We start from the raw sequence: 16,353 nt of genomic DNA on the forward strand, positions 1-16,353 counted from the left end.
CCATGGCGAATGATCCGATCCCCACCCGCGAGGTCATCACGGCCGGTGACACGCGCGTCGAGCTGGACCGTCCAGGCGTGCGGATGACGGCGGCCGAGGTGCTCGGCGGCGCGGAACGGTTGGTGTACTTCGACACCGCGGACGACAAGCTCCAGCCGGCCAACTACGACAAGCCCGACGGTGCGCCGCTGCGGGTGCTCACGTCCGCCGCGGCGAAGGTCGACGTCTCCAAGCGCAGCGTGCACGACATGGGGTTCTGGCACCGCAACGTCGACCACTCCGAGGTCATCATCTGCGTCAAGGGCGCGCTGCGGTGGGAGACCGAGCTCGGCGTGCACGAGCTGACGGCCGGCCAGGTGCTGTGCATCCCGCGCGGTGTCGCGCACCGGTCGGCGCTGTGCGACAAGTCCGAGGAGGAGAACATCCTCGTCGAGCTGAAGGTGCACGACGACATGACACCCGTCGGCCCGATCGGAGACTGACGTGACTGCCGAACCGCAGGTGGTCGACGTCGTCGTCGAGCACATCGACTGGTTGGTCACCGTCGACGAGGAGCGGCGGGTGATCAGGGACGCTGCCGTGGCGATCGCCGATGGTCGGTTCGCCGCCGTCGGCAAGACCGACGAGATCGCCGCGGCCTACACCGGCAGCACGGTCGTCGACGGCCGGCGGCGGGTCGGCACGCCGGGCCTCATCGACGCGCACCTGCACTCGTCCTTCCAGCTGTCGCGCGGGCTCGCGGACGAGGCGAATGCGCGGGAGTTCCTCATCCAGCGGATGTACCCGTACGAGGCGGCGCTCACGCCGGACGACGTCGAGCTCAGTGCCCGGCTGGCCGCCAGGGAGATGCTGCTGCACGGCACCACGTGCTTCGTCGACCCGGGCAACAACCACCCGGAGCGCAGCCTCGCCGGCGTGGTGCCCACGGGGATCCGGGTGGTCGTCGCGCGCAGTGCGTTCGACCTCGGCGACTCCGCGTTCGGCAGTGTGCCCGACTCGATGGTGTCGACACCGGACTCCGCCGCGCGGGAGGCCGCCGATCTGGTGGACAAGTACCACGACACCGAAGGCGGCCGGGTGCGCGCCTCGGTGTCGTTCCGGGGGTTCAACAACTCCAGCGACGAGCTGATCCGCGCGCTCGGTGCGGTGGCGGACGACAAGAACGTGCTGCTGCAGACGCACGCCTGCTTCAACTACTCGACGCACGACGCGTCGGTGGCGAAGTTCGGCCGGCCGGAGATCGAGCGGATGGCCGAGCTGGAGCTGCTCGGGCCGCGTACCCTGCTCGTCCACGGCGGCTGGCTCGAACCGCACGAGGTCGCGCTCCTGGCGGAGCACTACGCGAGCATCGTGGCGGCGCCGAGCTCGTCCCTGCACAACGGGTACGGCAACATCCGGATGGGCGTGATCCCCGAGCTGCTCGCGCTCGACGTGAACGTGGGGCTCGGCAGTGACCACGCCTGCTCCGGCCCGGTCGACCTGGTGCGGGAGATGTTCCTCGTTGCCTGCGGCCACAAGGAGGTGCGGCTGAACCCGCGCGTGCTGCCGCCCGAGCAGGCGGTGGAGATGGCCACGGTGAACGGGGCGCTGGCCGTCGACGCGGCCGACGATCTCGGGGCCGTCGCAGTGGGCAAGCAGGCCGACCTGGTGCTGTTCGACGTCGACGACCCGAGCTGGCAGCCGCTCTACAACCCGGTGTCGAACCTGGTGTACTCCGCGACCGGCCGCACCGCGCGCGACGTGTTCGTCGCCGGCGAGCGGGTCGTCGAAGGCGGCCGGCTCGCGAGGGTCGACGAGGAGCGGCTGCTCGCCGACGTCACCGCGGGCGCAGCCGCCCTCTACGACCGGCTGGACGGCGACTCCCTCGTCCGCGGCCGCTGGCCGGTCAGCTAGGCGGTTGACCGCAGTGGCTGCCCTGGGCGAGCCTCCGGGGTGGCCAAAAAATTCCTCCCAAAACCGGTCAACCGTGGCGCCGGTCCAGGCGTCTACGTGACGTCCGGTGGCGAAGGGGACCGCCACCGGCTGGACCACGGGCGACCACGCCCTTACCTGGGAGGCCATGACTCGGATGGTCGAGCTGTTCTTCGTGCTACTCGCCGCCACCGCGGTGGCGGCCTGCGCCGGACTCGTGCTACTGATCGGCGGCTCGCGGTTGCGCCCCGTGACGCTCGCCTTCGCCCGCACCGTTCGGCGGGTGACCGGCCGTGCCCGTACGCCCTAGAAGAACCAGTCGATGGGGCCGTGGTCGCCGACGGAGAGCTCGCCGAAGCTGCCGGCGTAGAAGGTCAGCGGCTTGCCGTCGCGCGCACAGGTGCTGACGATGCGGCCGAGGAACAGCACGTGGTCGCCGGCCGCCACCTCCTGCTCGGTGACGCACTCGAGGTGGGCGAGTGCGGCGGGGATCACCGGCACGTCGTGGTAGCCGTACTCCAGCGGTAGGCCGGCGAAGTGGTCGACGCCGCTCTTGGCGAACCGCCTGGCGATCTCCTCCTGACGCGACGACACGACCGACACCGCGAACCTGCCGGCGGTGCGCATGGTGCTCGTCGTGCGGGCGTCCTCGGTGAGGGAGACCAACAGCAGCGGCGGGTCGAGCGACACCGAGGTGAGCGAGTTGACCGTCATGCCGTCGGCGTTGCCGTCGGCGATGCTGGTGACGACGGCGACCCCGGTGGCGAACTTGCTCATCGTCCGCCGCAGCAGCCCGGGGTCGGTGCCCTTACTGTGTTCGATGGTCACGAGCACACCCTCACGCTGGGTAACGGACCTCGAACGTCAGGCAGCCGTCCTCGCTCGTCCACGGCCCGTGCGGCATGCCGGGCGGCCGGCACGCGTAGCTGCCCGCGGGGAAGGTCTGACCCAGTCGGAGATCGCTCATCGACCCCTCGAGGATGTACACCTCTTCCCAGAAGTCGTGCTCCTGCACGCCGTTCTTGCTGGTGTCGCACCCCGGTTCGAGCTTCAGCATCCGGGTCGCGACCCCGGTCTGCGGGTCGCTCGCGAGGATGCGCTCGGTGAGCCCCTCCGCCTCCCCGGCGCAGCGGGTGAACCCGACCGTGCCGACGTCGAAGAACTCGTACTCCGGCTTCGCCATGCAATCGCTCCTAGTCTTCGCTGCCGTACGAGGCGAGGAACTTCTCCACCGCGGCCAGTGGCTCCTCGAACCCGTAGTTCCGGTAGGCGTATCCCTTCGCGACGAACGGGGCGCCCGCATAGAACATCTCGTACTGGTGGTGTCTGCTGCCGAACTCGCTGCCGACGGCGTCCCAGACCAGCTTGAACAGCTTGACCCGCTCCTCCGCGGGCACGCCGGGGGACTGCACGTAGCGGTCCATGTCGGCGCGGGTCGCGGGGTTGCGCATCTCCGCGACGCTCGACGGCACCTGGAGCACGCCGCCGCCGACGAGCTCCCGCACGATGGCGAGCACCCGCGGGTACAGCTCGGCCTGCAGCCCCATGGCGCCGTAGAGCGAACGCGGCCGCGGTCGCCACATCCCGGCGTCGTCCGGGGTGGCCTGGTACTCGGCGGCGAGCACCGCGGACTCGACCAGCGACGCGACGCTGGCCAGCTCACCCAGCTTCTCCTGCACGCCGGGGATACGGTCGACGCCCGTGGTCTGCGCCGCCTTGCGGGCCAGCCCGGCGAGGAACTGCAGCTTGACCGCGAACCTGATCTGCGCCTGCCAGTTGCCGAGCACGTGCGCGCCGGTGTCGAAGAACTGCCGGCGCACGCCGTCCACGTCGCGGCAGACGAAGACCTGCTCCCACGGCACGAACACGTCGTCGAAGACGACCAGGGCGTCGGTCTCGTCGTACCGGGTGCTGAGCGGGTAGTCGAACGCGCTCGTCGACGCAGGTGCGTACGGCCGCCGGCAGTACAGCTTGAGCCCCGGCGACGCGACCGGCAGCGCGAAACCGAGCGCGAAGTCGCGGTCCTCAGGCGTGAGCGGCTTGATGCAGGACACGAAGATCTCGTCGGCGATCGCGCCGCCGGTGGCGAGCATCTGCGAGCCGCTCACGACGATGCCGTCGTCGCGCTCCTCCTTGACGCCCACCTGGATCAGGTCGCCCTCCCAGGCGTGTGCCGTGGTTGCGCGGGAGACCTGCGGCGGGATGATGGCGTACGAGACGTAGAGGCTCTCCTCGACCGCCCGCTTGTAGTACGCGGTGACGTTGGCGCTGAGGTCGTGCTCGTCACCACGGAACGCCTCCGGGTGTGCCGCGAACCCGGCGAGGAACGCCGCGACGTGGTCCGGGCTGCGGCCGACCCACCCGTGCGTGTGCTGCGACCAGGTCTCGATCGCCTTGCGCCGCGCGACGAGGTCGTCGTGGGTGCGCGGGATGGAGTAGACCAGGTTGGCCTGTCCACCGGTCTCCGGCGACTCGTACAGCATCCCGTTCGCCGGGTCGGCGGCGATGTCGTAGAGCTCCGCCATGGTGCCCGCGATGGGGGCAAAGGCAGGGTGATCGGCCACCCGGCCCACCCGCTCGCCGTCGACGTAGATCTCCCTGTCGTCGTCGAGCGCGGCGAGGTACTCAGCTCCGGTGCGCATCAGCGCCTCCTTCTGGTCCTGTCGGTCGAGCGCGGCGAGGTCGTCGAGCGCAGCGAGGGGGTCGACTCCGCTCTGGTGAGCATCAGCGTCTCCTTCTTCTGGTCACGTCATAGGTGTGGCTGAGCGTTGTCGGGCCCTCGGCCAGCTGCAGGGTGAGCGTGAGCTCCCAGCCGGCGCCAGGTTTGAACTCGCCGTCGAGCAGCGGCAAGGTCCCCGCGTACACGACGAGGTCGTCCGGCCACACGGTGTCCGACCCGAGTTCCTTCGCCAGCCGGGTGAGCAGGTCGCTCGGTGTGCGCAACGTCGCCAGCTGGCCGGTCTGGTAGTCCGCCCCGTCGACGCGGCTGCGTGCGGCCGCCTGGTCCCACGCCGCGTCGAACGCGCCGTCCTCGAGGTCAGCAGGCAGCCGCGCGACGAGCTTGCCGAGCGGTTTCGGGCACGCGGCCTTCGAGTCGCCGATGTCCTGGCGCTCCAGGTCGCGGTCGGTGTGGTCGGAGCCCACGCCGATGAACCACCGGCCGCCGTGCCGGACGAGCACCGGCTCGACCTCGCCCGACGTGTTCGCGCCGCCGGCCTCGACGGCCGCTGCCGTGGTGAGCAGGCCGGGGTCGAGGTGGTAGAACGTCGGGATCGACGGTGGCGGAGGCACCCCGATCTCCGCGAGCTCCGCGATGTGTGCGTGCGCCGCCGTCTCGTCCCGCGCGGTGTAGCCGGCGACGACCAACCGCTGCGGCACGAAGGTCAGGACCTCGGAGCCGTCCACGACGGTCAAGGTCAGTTGCGTTCCCGCATCGCTCATCAGTGTCCACCGCCAGGTCGTCCGGTACCAGCATGGCGCAGGATGGCCATGGTGTTGTCGAGATGGGTACGTACCGCGTTCGTCGCTCGATCGGTGTTGCGACTCTTGATGGCCCGCACGATCGCCCGGTGCTCGGTGAGCACGGCGCGGGTGCGGTCCGCGACGGACGACACGGCGCGGATGCCCATCCGTACCTGCCGGTCCCGCAGCGACAGGTAGAGGTCCTCGAGGACGGGGTTGCCGGCGGCGTGCACGATCGTCTGGTGGAAGTGCCGGTCCAGGTCGATGAAGGCGACCGGGTCGTCGATCACCTCCTCCTGCTGGGTGAGGAGCTCGTTGAGCTCGGTCACCAGGGCGTTCAGTTCCGGGGTGGGCGACGTGTAGGCCGTCGTGATGCGGCGGACGCTCCAGTCCTCGACCACGATGCGTGCCTCCATGACGTCCTCGACGTCACGCTCCGAGATCGGCGGTACGAACGCGCCCTTCTTCGGCACGATCTGGATGAGCCCCTCGGCCTCCAGCCGTAGCAGCGCTTCACGGACGGGTGTGCGCGATGTGCCCGCTTGCGCTGCCACTTCGAGCTCCGTCAAGAACGTGCCGGTATCGCGCGGCAGCGTGGCGATGTGTGTTTTCAGCCAGTGGTAGGTCGTGTCCTGAGCGTTCTCATTTCGAGAACGATCCTCACCTCTTCGCACACCGATCATAGCCAACATGCATACATCAGGTGTATGACTAGGTGCAAGCGGGGAACCAACGGAAGACGAGTTGGACGATCTGACTCTGGGAGTGAGGTGTGATGAACCTCCACCAGCCGCCGGGCTGCGCCTGCCGGGTGCCGCCCGAACCGGGGCTCGACGCCGACGGATGGCACGCAGTATGAGCGGGAAAACCGCCGAGTTGCTGTCGATACAGCAGATACGCAAGCAGTACGGGAACGGCACCTTGGCCGTCGAGGACATCACCTGCGACGTGCACAAGGGTGAGTTCGTCTCGATCGTCGGCCCGTCCGGAGCCGGCAAGACGACGCTGCTGAAGATGATCTGTGGCCTGCTGCCACCGACCGATGGTCGCGTGGAGCTGCACGGCAAGCAGGTGACGTCGCCGCCGCCGGAGATGATCCTGGTGTTCCAGGACTACCAGCGGTCGCTCTTCCCCTGGCTGAGCGTGCGCGGCAACGTGATGTTCCCGCTGAAGAACAAGAAGATGGCCAGGGCAGAGAAACAGCAGGCCGTCGAGGAGGCGGTGGCGGCGGTCGGGCTCGAGGAGAGCATCGACAAGTACCCGTGGCAGCTGTCCGGCGGTATGCAGCAGCGGGTAGCGATCGCCCGGGCGATCGCGTTCAGCCCGGAGATCCTGCTGCTCGACGAGCCGTTCGCGTCCGTCGACGCCCTGACCAGGATGAGCCTGGAGGACCTGACCCTCCAGCTGCGGCACAAGTTCGGGATCACCGTCCTGCTGGTCACGCACGACATCGACGAGGCCGTCTATCTCTCCGACCGGATCATCGTGCTGAGCCCGCCACCGTCGACGGTGGTGCGGGAGATGACCGTCGAGCTCGACCGGCCGCGTGAGCAGACGAAGACACGCAGTGACCCGTCGTTCTGGGAGCTACGTAACGACCTACACGACATGATCGGCAAGCGTCAGACCGAGAGGACCTGAGATGCCAGAGTTGAACAAGCGGGGGATAGCGAGAGGGATGATCGCCTTGTCCGCCGCATTGATCCTGGGGATCCAGGCGGCGGCATGTGCCCCACCAGGTGAAGGGGAGTCGGAGAGCAAGGACAAGGCGGGCACGCTGACGATCGGTGTGAAGCCGACGGACTCGGACGCGCAGATCATCTACGCGCAGGAGCTCGGCTACTTCAAGGAAGCCGGCCTGAATGTGAAGGTCAAGCAGATCGCGGACGGCGCGACGATCGTGTCCGGCGTGGCGTCGAAGAGCTTGGACATCGGCAGCGCGAACGTCACCTCGGTCGCGACCTCGTACTCCGAGGGCCTGCCGTTCAAGTTCATCGGTGCCGGCAGCATGTACGACGACGCCGGGCCGATCTCCGCCGCGCTGATCGTCGGGAAGGACTCGAAGGTCAAGAGCGCCGCCGATCTCAACGGCAAGACGGTCGCCGTCAACGGCCTGAAGAACATCACCGATGTCGCGGTGCGAGCCTGGGCGGACAAGAACGGCGGCGACTCGAGCAAGATCAAGTTCGTCGAGTTCCCGTTCCCGCAGATGTCCTCTGCGGTGGACCAGGGCAAGGTGGACGCGGCGCTGAACCTCGAGCCGGGACTGTCGGCGGCGACGACCACGTGCTGCAAGATCCTCGGCAAGGCGTACGGCGGCATCGCCAAGAACTTCATGACCTCGGGCTGGGTGGCCACGGACGAGTGGATCAAGAAGAACCCGGACGAGGCGAAGAAGTTCGCCGAGGTGATGGCCAAGACGGCCAAGTGGGCCAACCAGGAGAAGAACCAGAAGCGGTCAGCGGAGATCCTGGTGGACAACCTGGACATCGAAGCGAAGACCGCCAACTCGATGCAGCGCGCCGTCTACGGCGAGTCCGTCGACCCTGAGCTGGTGCAGCCGCAAATCGAGACGGCGACGAAGTACAAGATCATCGAGAAGTCGTTCGACGCCGAGAAGATCATCTCGAGCAAAGTCACGTCGGAGTAGGGACTCGTTCATGCTTCGATCGCCGAGACCGACGATCAACGTACGCGGATGGACGTTCGTCGTCGTCTTCACGGTCTTGCTCGAGCTCGTGGTGCGGGCGGGAGTGTTCTCCGAGTACTTCCCGCCGCCCACGGTGATCATCACGACGCTGGGGGAGCAGCTGTCGACAGGCGGCCTGGTCACCCAGATCGTCGCGACGCTCTTCGCCTACGCCGAAGGCCTCGCCCTCGCGGCGGGTCTCGGCGTGGTCGTGGGCGTACTGATGGGCACCTTCAGGACGTTCTACAACGCCCTGAAGGTGACCGTGGAGTTCCTGCGGCCGATCCCCTCGGTGGCGATCATCCCGCTGGCCATCCTGCTGTTCGGGCTCGGCACGTACGGCATGCGCGTGACGGTGATCGCGTACGCCGCGTTCTGGCCGATCCTGTTCAACACCTTCTACGGGGTGCGCTCGATCGACCCGGTCGCCGTGGACACGGCGAGGAACTTCGGGCTGTCGAGCGCGCAGATCCTGCGCCGGGTGACGTTGCCTTCCTCGATCGCGAACATCGCCACCGGGTTCCGGGTGAGCGCGGCGATGGCCATCCACCTCACGGTGACCGCGGAGCTGGTCGCCGGTGACAGCGGGATCGGCTACTACGTCGGCCGGATGGAGGAGGTCAACCGCGTTCCCGAGATGTACGCGGGGATCCTGCTCGCGGGCATCATCGGCTACCTGTTGAACACACTGTTCCGCGTCGTCGAACAGAAGGGCGTCTACTGGGCTCCCGCGTACGGCGAGAGGGGTGCGTGATGGCCAAGACCCTCCGCATAAAGGAGAACCTCCTCGGGTTCGCCGTGTTGTTCGCCGGGCTGGTGACCTGGGAGGTGCTGGGCCGGGCGCTCGGTTCCTTCTACTTCCCGCCGTTCAGCGCGGCCCTGCTGAGTCTTTACGAGAACCTCATCTCGCCGGAGTTCCTCACCGGTGACGCCATACCGAGCCTGCGGCGGATGCTGCTCGGCTACCTGATGGCGGCCGTGCTCGGGGTGGTCATCGGTGTGCTCACCGGGTCGTTCCGCAGCCTGTTCCAGACGCTCGACCCGTTCTTCGAGTTCTTCCGGGCGATCCCGCCGCCGATCATCATCCCGGTGGGCATGCTGCTGCTCGGCATCGGCGACGCGATGAAGATCTTCGTGATCGCGTTCGGCACGTTCTGGCCGGTGCTGCTCAACAGCAACGACGGTGCGCGCAGCGTCAGCAGGGAACGCCTCGACACCGCGGCGATCTTCGGGCTCGGCCGGGCGGAGTCGATCGTACGGGTGGTGTTCCCTTCCGCTCTGCCGAACATCTTCGCCGGCCTGCGGATCGGGCTGTCGCTGTCGCTGATCATGATGGTGATCTCGGAGATGATCGGCAGCACGAACGGGATCGGCCACTACATCCTGGACGCCCAGCGCACGTTCAAGGTGCCGGACATGTTCGCCGGCATCGCGTTGCTCGGCATCCTCGGCTACCTGCTCAACCTCGCGTTCGTCGCCATGGAAGCAAAGGTGCTTGCCTGGCACCACGGACAGACGAACCAGACCACCTGACGCACCCTGGAGGGACATGTCCGACCACAGCACCGAGGACCTGCGTACCGCACTCGACCGGTTGCGCGCGTACGGCGAGTTGGCCGATGTGACGGGGGAGGTGCACTGGGACCGTGAGCTCGGCACCCTGACCCGCGAGGCGTTGCGGCGGCAGGGGCCCGCCCTCCTGTTCAAGAACATCACCGGCTACAACACGCCGGACGCCCGGTGCAGCCAGCTGGTCACCAGCATCGTGGCGAGCCAGCGCAGGCTGTCGCTGCTGCTCGGGTACGACGAGCCGCCCCAGCACGAGGACCTCGTCAAGTACGTGCTGAAGAAGAACGCCGAGCAGGTGCCGCCGGTCATCGTGGACGACGGGCCGGTGCACGAGGTGCAGGTGACCGGCGACGACATCGACCTCAACGAGCTGCCCGTGCCGTGGTGGCACCATCTCGACGGCGGCCGCTACATCAACACGTTCGCGGCCATCGTGACCAAGGACCCCGAGGACGGCACGGTCAACCTCGGCGTCTACCGCGGGATGATCTCCGGCAAGGACAAGATCCCGATGCTGCTCGTGCCGAGCCAGCACTGGGGCCTGCACTGGCGGAAGCACCTGGACCTGGGCAAGCCGATGCAGGTGGCGTGCGTCTACGGCTGGCACCCGGTGATGGACTTCCTCGCCGGCAGCCCGATCCCCAAGGGCCTCTCCGAGTACGACGTGATGGGCGCGTACCTCGACGCGCCGGTGCCGCTCGTGCGGTGCAAGACCGTCAACCTGGAGGTGCCGGCGTCCGCTGAGCTGGTCGTCGAGGGCTACATCTCGCCGGACGAGAGCACCTGGGAGATGGAGGGACCGTTCGGTGAGTTCACCGGCTACGTCAGCGACGTGCCGACGCGGCGTCCGACCATCCAGGTGACCGCGTTGACGCACAGGGAGTCGCCGATCTTCCGCGGCACCCTGGAGGGCTCGCTGCCTGGTGCCAGCGGGGAGAACAGCCACATGTCGGCGCTGCAGCGCGCGGCGATCGCGTGGCGGACCCTGGAGAACGCCGGTGTGCCAGGGGTGACCCAGGTGTACGTGCACCCGGTCACCAACGGCACGACGATCGCCGTCCAGATCAAGAAGGTCAACGAGGGCCACGCGAAGTGGGTGGCGTCCGCGCTGTGGAGCAGCGGGGCGGCGCTGTACAGGTACAAGAACGTCATCGTCGTCGACGACGACGTGGACATCTCCGACTACTCCGCACTCGACTGGGCGATCGCGTACCGGGTGCGGCCGGGCACCGACGACATGGTGGTGTTCCCCGGCAGCTTCGGCTCGCCGATCGACCCGAGCACGCCGCTCGAGCTGCGCTCGGTCGCCGACCTCGGCGCGGGCGTCTGGAACCGGATGGTCATCGACGCCACCCGCACCTGGCGCTACGAGGCCCGCCCGGAGTGGGGCGGCGCCAAGTTCCCGCCGACCGTGGAGAACGCCCCAGAGGACATCGAGAAGATGCACCAACGGTGGCCGGAGTACGGCTTCGTGGGCTGGGACGGCGAACGCCGCACCCCCTCCTGACCGCCCCTGGCCTGGCTGGGGTCGTGGCGCGGCCCGCACGCGCGGGGATCGGACATTGAGTAACATTTCGCTAGGGAGTGCCGAGCAGTGACGACGGGGCTGGTCAGGAGGGCCGGCGGGCTCAGCGGGACGTGTTGTCGGTGCCTCCGGTTAGCATGGCGACGCCTCATCCACCACCTGTGCCGGAAGACGACCTGCGAGTGACTGACCGACTCACCATCCAAGGTGCCAGGGAGCACAACCTCAAAGACGTCTCGATCGACCTGCCACGCGATTCCCTGATCGTGTTCACCGGGCTGTCCGGGTCCGGCAAGTCGAGCCTGGCCTTCGACACGATCTTCGCCGAGGGCCAGCGTCGGTACGTCGAGTCGCTGTCCGCGTACGCTCGCCAGTTCCTCGGCCAGCTGGACAAGCCGGACGTCGACTTCATCGAGGGCCTGTCGCCCGCCGTCTCGATCGACCAGAAGTCCACCTCGAAGAACCCGCGCTCGACCGTCGGCACGATCACCGAGGTGTACGACTACCTGCGGTTGCTGTACGCGAAGGTCGGCAAGCCGCACTGCCCGGAGTGCGGGCGGCCGATCGCGCGGCAGAGCCCGCAGCAGATCGTCGACCGGGTGCTCGAGATGAAGGAGGGCACCAGGTTCCAGGTGCTCGCGCCCGTGGTCAGGGAGCGCAAGGGCGAGTACGGGGAGCTGTTCCGCGAGCTGCAGACCAAGGGCTACAGCCGCGCACGGGTGGACGGCGTCACGCACCTGCTGGAGTCGCCGCCGACGCTCAAGAAGTACGAGAAGCACACCATCGAGGTGGTGGTCGACCGGCTGGCGGTGAAGAAGTCCGGCCGGCGCCGGCTGACCGACTCGGTCGAGACCGCGCTCGGGCTGTCCGGCGGCACCGTCACCCTCGACCTGGTCGACCTGCCGGAGGGCGACGAGCACCGCGAGCGCACCTACTCCGAGCACCTCGCGTGCCTCTACGACGACCTCGACTTCGAGGAGCTCGAGCCGCGCTCGTTCTCGTTCAACAGCCCGTTCGGGGCCTGCCCGGAGTGCACCGGCCTCGGCACCCAGCTGGTGGTCGACCCGGAGCTCGTGGTGCCCGACCCGGACCGGTCGGTCGGCGACGGCGCGATCTCGCCGTGGAGCGGCGGGCACATCAGCCAGTACTTCAGCAGGCTGCTGCAGGCGCTCGCCGACGCGATGGGCTTCGACCTCGACACGCCGTGGAAGAAGCTGCCGGCGAAGGCACGCAAGGCCGTGCTGAACGGGTACCCCGAGCAGATCCACGTGCGCTACCGCAACAGGTACGGCAGGCAGCGGTCGTACTACACGTCGTACGAGGGCGTGGTCACGTACGTCAAGCGCCGCTACCTGGAGGCGGAGAGCGACAGCAGCAGGGAGCGCTTCGAGAGCTACATGCGCGAGGTGCCGTGCCCGGCGTGCGCGGGTGCCCGGCTGAAGCCCGTGACGCTCGGGGTGACCGTGGGGGACAGGTCGATCGCCGACGTCGCCGGCATGCCGATCGGCGACGCGGCGGTGTTCCTGCGCGACCTGGACCTGTCCACCAGGGACCAGCAGATCGCGGAGCAGGTGCTGAAGGAGATCAACTCGCGCCTCGGCTTCCTGGTGGACGTCGGCCTGCACTACCTCACCCTCGACCGGGCGTCCGCGACGCTCGCCGGCGGTGAGGCGCAGCGGATCAGGCTGGCCACCCAGATCGGGTCCGGTCTGGTCGGGGTGCTGTACGTGCTCGACGAGCCGTCCATCGGGCTGCACCAGCGCGACAACCACCGGCTGCTCGAGACCCTGGTCCGGCTGCGCGACCTGGGGAACACGCTGATCGTCGTCGAGCACGACGAGGACACCATCAGGACCGCCGACTGGGTCGTGGACATCGGTCCGGGCGCCGGTGAGCACGGCGGCCAGATCGTCTACACCGGTCCGGTGAAGGGCCTGTACAAGACGGACGACTCGCTGACCGGCGCGTACCTCAGCGGCCAGCGGGAGATCGCCATCCCGGAGATCCGCCGGCCGCGGCAGAAGGGCCGCGAGCTGCTCGTCCGCGGCGCGCACGAGCACAACCTGGCCGGCATCGACGTGGCGTTCCCGCTCGGCAGCTTCGTGCTCGTCACCGGCGTGTCCGGGTCGGGCAAGTCGACGCTGGTGAACGACATCCTGTACAAGTCGCTGGCGAAGCAGATCAACGGGGCGAAGCTCTCGCCCGGCCGGCACAAGCGGATCAACGGCGTCGACCAGGTCGACAAGGTCGTGCACGTCGACCAGAGCCCGATCGGGCGCACCCCGCGGTCGAACCCCGCGACGTACACCGGTGTGTTCGACCACATCCGCAAGCTCTTCGCCGCCACCGAGGAAGCAAAGGTGCGTGGCTACCAGCCCGGCCGGTTCTCGTTCAACGTCAAGGGCGGCCGGTGCGAGGCATGTGCAGGCGACGGCACGCTGAAGATCGAGATGCAGTTCCTGCCGGACGTCTACGTGCCGTGCGAGGAGTGCCACGGGGCCAGGTACAACCGGGAGACGCTCGAGGTCCACTACAAGGGCAGGACGATCTCCGAGGTGCTGGAGATGCCGGTCGAGGAGGCACTCGACTTCTTCCGGCCGATCACCGCGATCGCCAGGCACCTGCAGACGCTGAACGACGTCGGGCTCGGCTACATCCGGCTGGGCCAGCCGGCGCCGACGCTGTCCGGTGGCGAGGCGCAGCGGGTGAAGCTGGCATCGGAGCTGCAGCGCCGCTCGACCGGGCGCACCGTCTACGTGCTCGACGAGCCCACCACGGGCCTGCACTTCGAGGACATCAGCAAGCTGCTCGGTGTGCTGCAGCGGCTGGTCGACACCGGCAACACGGTGATCGTGATCGAGCACAACCTGGACGTGATCAAGTGCGCGGACTGGGTGATCGACCTGGGGCCCGAGGGCGGTTCCGGCGGCGGCGCCGTCGTCGCGGTGGGCACCCCGGAGGACATCGCCATGACTGCGGAGAGCCACACCGGCCAGTTCTTGCGTGAGATTCTCGGTGGCCGGGTGCCCGCCGTAGTGGACTGACACCTGGGCAACCCCCTGGCGGTGCCGCGTACCGCGGTTCCCGGCGCGGCCGCACCCCCCGGCGTATCTTCCGAATCGGGAGGTGGGGTCCATGTCCACCGAGCTCGACACCGTTCCCGAGTCACCGCCAGGCGCGCGCGGCTACGCGCTGCGTGCCGACCGCGTCTTCGACGGCGAGCGGTTGCACGGCCCGGCCACAGTGGTGGTCGAAGGCGGCCGGATCGCCGGCGTCCATCCCGGGGAGTCGCCGCTACGGCCGGACCTGGCGACCGTCGACTGCGGGCCGGACACGACGCTGTTGCCCGGGCTCATCGACACGCACGTCCACCTGGTGTTCGACGCGACGCCGGACGCCGCGGCGAACGTGCAGCGCGTAGGCGACGAGGAGCTCATCGAGCAGATGCGGGTTCGCGCGCAGGCGATGCTCGCGGCCGGCATCACGACCGCGCGCGACCTCGGCGACCGCAGGTACCTTACGCTCGCGCTGCGCGGTGAGCTGGCGTCCGCGCCGGCGGCGGGCCCGCAGCTGCTGTGCGCCGGGCCGCCGATCACCACCGTGCGGGGGCACTGCTGGTTCCTCGGCGGCGAGGTGCCGGCCGGTGCCGACCTACGTGCCGTCGTCGCAGAACGCGCGGCGCGCGGGGTCGACGCGGTCAAGGTGATGGTCACCGGCGGGCAGCTGACGCCCGGCTCGCACGGCGGTCTGGTGCAGTTCCACTCGCAGGCGCTCGACGCACTCGTGACGGAGGCGCACCGGCACGGGCTGCCGGTTGCCGCGCACGCACACGCACGGGCGGGCATCGCGGACGCCCTGGCCGCCCGGGTGGACAGCATCGAGCACTGCTCGTTCATGACCGAGGACGACGTGGTGCCGGACGACGACCTGATCCGGGCGATCGCCGCCGCGGGCATCGTGGTGTCGCTGACCCTCGGCTTCGCGCCCACCGACCAGCCCATGCCGCCGGACTTCGCGGCGCGGGTGCCGAAGCTGATGGACCTGGTGCGGCGGATCGTCGTCTCGGGTGCGACGGTGACGATCGGCTCCGACGCCGGCATCGCACCGGTCAAGCCGCACGACGTGCTGCCGCTTGCCGTGGTGCAGCTGGCCGGCATCTGTGGCGACGCCGCCGCCGCGCTCGCCGCCGTCACCAGCGTGGCCGCCAGGTCCTGCGGTGTGCCGGACTGCAAGGGCCGGCTGGCGCCGGGGTACGACGCCGACTTCGTCGTCGTGCGCGGGGACCCGGTCGCCGACATCGCCACGGTGCGCGATCCGGTGGCCGTCTACCGCGCGGGCGAGCTCGTCGCCGGCGGCCACCCGGCGCAGGGGGAGCTGCGGTAGCGCGACGGCTCAGGCACACTGGGCTGGATGGAGGAGTCCTCGCTTCGCGGCGGCTTCGTCACCGAGGTGGTGCGGGTCGGCGATACGGTGCGCCGGTCCCCGGGTCCGAACGCGGCGTTCGTGCGGGAGCTGCTCACGCTGTTCGAGCGGTGCGGGTGGCCGGGCGCACCGCGCTTCCTCGGCGTGGACGACCGCGGCCGGGAGACGATGTCGTTCCTCGACGGGCACGTCGCCTGGGCCGAGGACCAGCCGCCCGCGGTGTACGCCGACGGCAGCCTGGCCGAGCTCGCGGAGCTGGTGCGGGAGTTCCACGACCTCACGGCGGCCACCGAGCTGGCAGCCAACGCCGAGGTCGTCTGTCACAACGACCTGTCGCCGAAGAACACCGTGTACCGCGACCTGGATGACGGGCTGCGGCCGTACGCCTTCATCGACTGGGACATCGCCGCGCCCGGAGCCAGGGTGCACGACGTCGCCCACATCTGCTGGCAGTTCGTCGGGCTTGGCCCCGGCCTGTCGGACGTGGCGGCGGCCAGTCGGGTGCGGCTGATCTGCGACGCGTACGGGCTGGACGACCGGAGCCACGTGGTTGAGACCATCCTGTGGTGGCAGGACAGGTGCTGGCGCGGTATCGAGACCGAGGCGGCGGCCGGCGACGAGGCGAAGATCGCGTTGCGCGACAGCGGGGTGTGCGCGGCGATCCGGGCCGCCCACGAGTGGCTGGCCGCGCACCGGCGGACGTTCGAGATCGCGCTGCGCTGACGTCCCGGCTGCGGGACGGCCCGGCGCGGGCCGGGTACCGGCGGGCGCTCCC

Annotated in this window: 16 protein-coding genes; 11 read left to right on the forward strand and 5 right to left on the reverse strand. The window is 69.0% G+C overall.

Annotated features, from left to right (window positions below; translation table 11 throughout):
• Window positions 1-2 precede the first annotated feature (2 nt).
• The 3 genes from GEV07_10430 to GEV07_10440 all read left to right on the forward strand — a co-directional run bounded on the left by GEV07_10430 (window position 3) and on the right by GEV07_10440 (window position 2,221).
• Complete coding sequence (locus GEV07_10430) at window positions 3-482, forward strand: homogentisate 1,2-dioxygenase (GenBank protein ID MQA03113.1); 480 nt, start codon at window positions 3-5, stop codon at window positions 480-482.
• A 1-nt stretch (window position 483) separates the two neighbouring features.
• Entirely contained in the window at window positions 484-1,893 is a 1,410-nt protein-coding gene (locus GEV07_10435; protein ID MQA03114.1) for an amidohydrolase family protein, read from the forward strand.
• Between the two features lie 106 nt (window positions 1,894-1,999).
• Window positions 2,000-2,221: a hypothetical protein gene (locus GEV07_10440; protein MQA03115.1), complete on the forward strand. Its 222-nt coding sequence runs from the start codon at window positions 2,000-2,002 to the stop codon at window positions 2,219-2,221.
• Here the strand turns inward: GEV07_10440 and GEV07_10445 are convergent.
• The 5 genes from GEV07_10445 to GEV07_10465 form a co-directional block, all read right to left on the reverse strand.
• Window positions 2,218-2,688, reverse strand: a complete 471-nt coding sequence (locus GEV07_10445) for a flavin reductase (GenBank protein ID MQA03116.1) — start codon at window positions 2,686-2,688, stop codon at window positions 2,218-2,220. The two genes, GEV07_10440 and GEV07_10445, sit on opposite strands and share 4 nt — an antisense overlap.
• 61 nt (window positions 2,689-2,749) lie before the next feature.
• Complete coding sequence (locus GEV07_10450; protein ID MQA03117.1) at window positions 2,750-3,094, reverse strand: cupin; 345 nt, start codon at window positions 3,092-3,094, stop codon at window positions 2,750-2,752.
• Between the two features lie 10 nt (window positions 3,095-3,104).
• On the reverse strand, window positions 3,105-4,553 hold the full coding sequence (locus GEV07_10455) for a 4-hydroxyphenylacetate 3-hydroxylase (protein ID MQA03118.1): 1,449 nt from the start codon (window positions 4,551-4,553) through the stop codon (window positions 3,105-3,107).
• Window positions 4,554-4,635: 82 nt separating this feature from the next.
• Entirely contained in the window at window positions 4,636-5,352 is a 717-nt protein-coding gene (locus GEV07_10460; protein MQA03119.1) for a DUF2848 domain-containing protein, read from the reverse strand.
• Window positions 5,352-6,056 carry an FCD domain-containing protein gene (locus GEV07_10465; GenBank protein MQA03120.1) on the reverse strand — a complete coding sequence of 235 codons (705 nt, stop codon included), beginning with the start codon at window positions 6,054-6,056 and terminating at the stop codon, window positions 5,352-5,354. The genes GEV07_10460 and GEV07_10465 overlap by 1 nt, the downstream gene beginning before the upstream one ends.
• 172 nt (window positions 6,057-6,228) lie before the next feature.
• Here GEV07_10465 and GEV07_10470 point away from each other — a divergent pair, with 172 nt between their 5' ends.
• The 8 genes from GEV07_10470 to GEV07_10505 all read left to right on the forward strand — a co-directional run bounded on the left by GEV07_10470 (window position 6,229) and on the right by GEV07_10505 (window position 16,301).
• Complete coding sequence (locus GEV07_10470) at window positions 6,229-7,014, forward strand: ATP-binding cassette domain-containing protein (GenBank protein ID MQA03121.1); 786 nt, start codon at window positions 6,229-6,231, stop codon at window positions 7,012-7,014.
• Window position 7,015: 1 nt separating this feature from the next.
• Window positions 7,016-8,023 (forward strand): hypothetical protein, encoded by a 1,008-nt coding sequence (locus GEV07_10475; protein MQA03122.1) that lies wholly within the window; start codon window positions 7,016-7,018, stop codon window positions 8,021-8,023.
• Between the two features lie 10 nt (window positions 8,024-8,033).
• Entirely contained in the window at window positions 8,034-8,816 is a 783-nt protein-coding gene (locus GEV07_10480; GenBank protein ID MQA03123.1) for an ABC transporter permease subunit, read from the forward strand.
• Complete coding sequence (locus GEV07_10485) at window positions 8,816-9,595, forward strand: ABC transporter permease subunit (protein ID MQA03124.1); 780 nt, start codon at window positions 8,816-8,818, stop codon at window positions 9,593-9,595. The genes GEV07_10480 and GEV07_10485 overlap by 1 nt, the downstream gene beginning before the upstream one ends.
• A 16-nt stretch (window positions 9,596-9,611) precedes the next feature.
• A complete protein-coding gene (locus GEV07_10490; GenBank protein MQA03125.1) occupies window positions 9,612-11,138 on the forward strand; it encodes a UbiD family decarboxylase in 1,527 nt (508 codons plus the stop codon).
• 200 nt (window positions 11,139-11,338) lie between these two features.
• Entirely contained in the window at window positions 11,339-14,200 is a 2,862-nt protein-coding gene (gene uvrA, locus GEV07_10495) for an excinuclease ABC subunit UvrA (protein MQA03126.1), read from the forward strand.
• Window positions 14,201-14,291: 91 nt separating this feature from the next.
• Window positions 14,292-15,539 (forward strand): amidohydrolase family protein, encoded by a 1,248-nt coding sequence (locus GEV07_10500; protein MQA03127.1) that lies wholly within the window; start codon window positions 14,292-14,294, stop codon window positions 15,537-15,539.
• A 27-nt stretch (window positions 15,540-15,566) separates the two neighbouring features.
• Window positions 15,567-16,301 carry a phosphotransferase gene (locus GEV07_10505; protein ID MQA03128.1) on the forward strand — a complete coding sequence of 245 codons (735 nt, stop codon included), beginning with the start codon at window positions 15,567-15,569 and terminating at the stop codon, window positions 16,299-16,301.
• Window positions 16,302-16,353 lie beyond the last annotated feature (52 nt).

The organism is Streptosporangiales bacterium (assembly GCA_009379825.1).
In the GTDB taxonomy this organism is placed as follows: Bacteria; Actinomycetota; Actinomycetes; order Streptosporangiales; family WHST01; genus WHST01.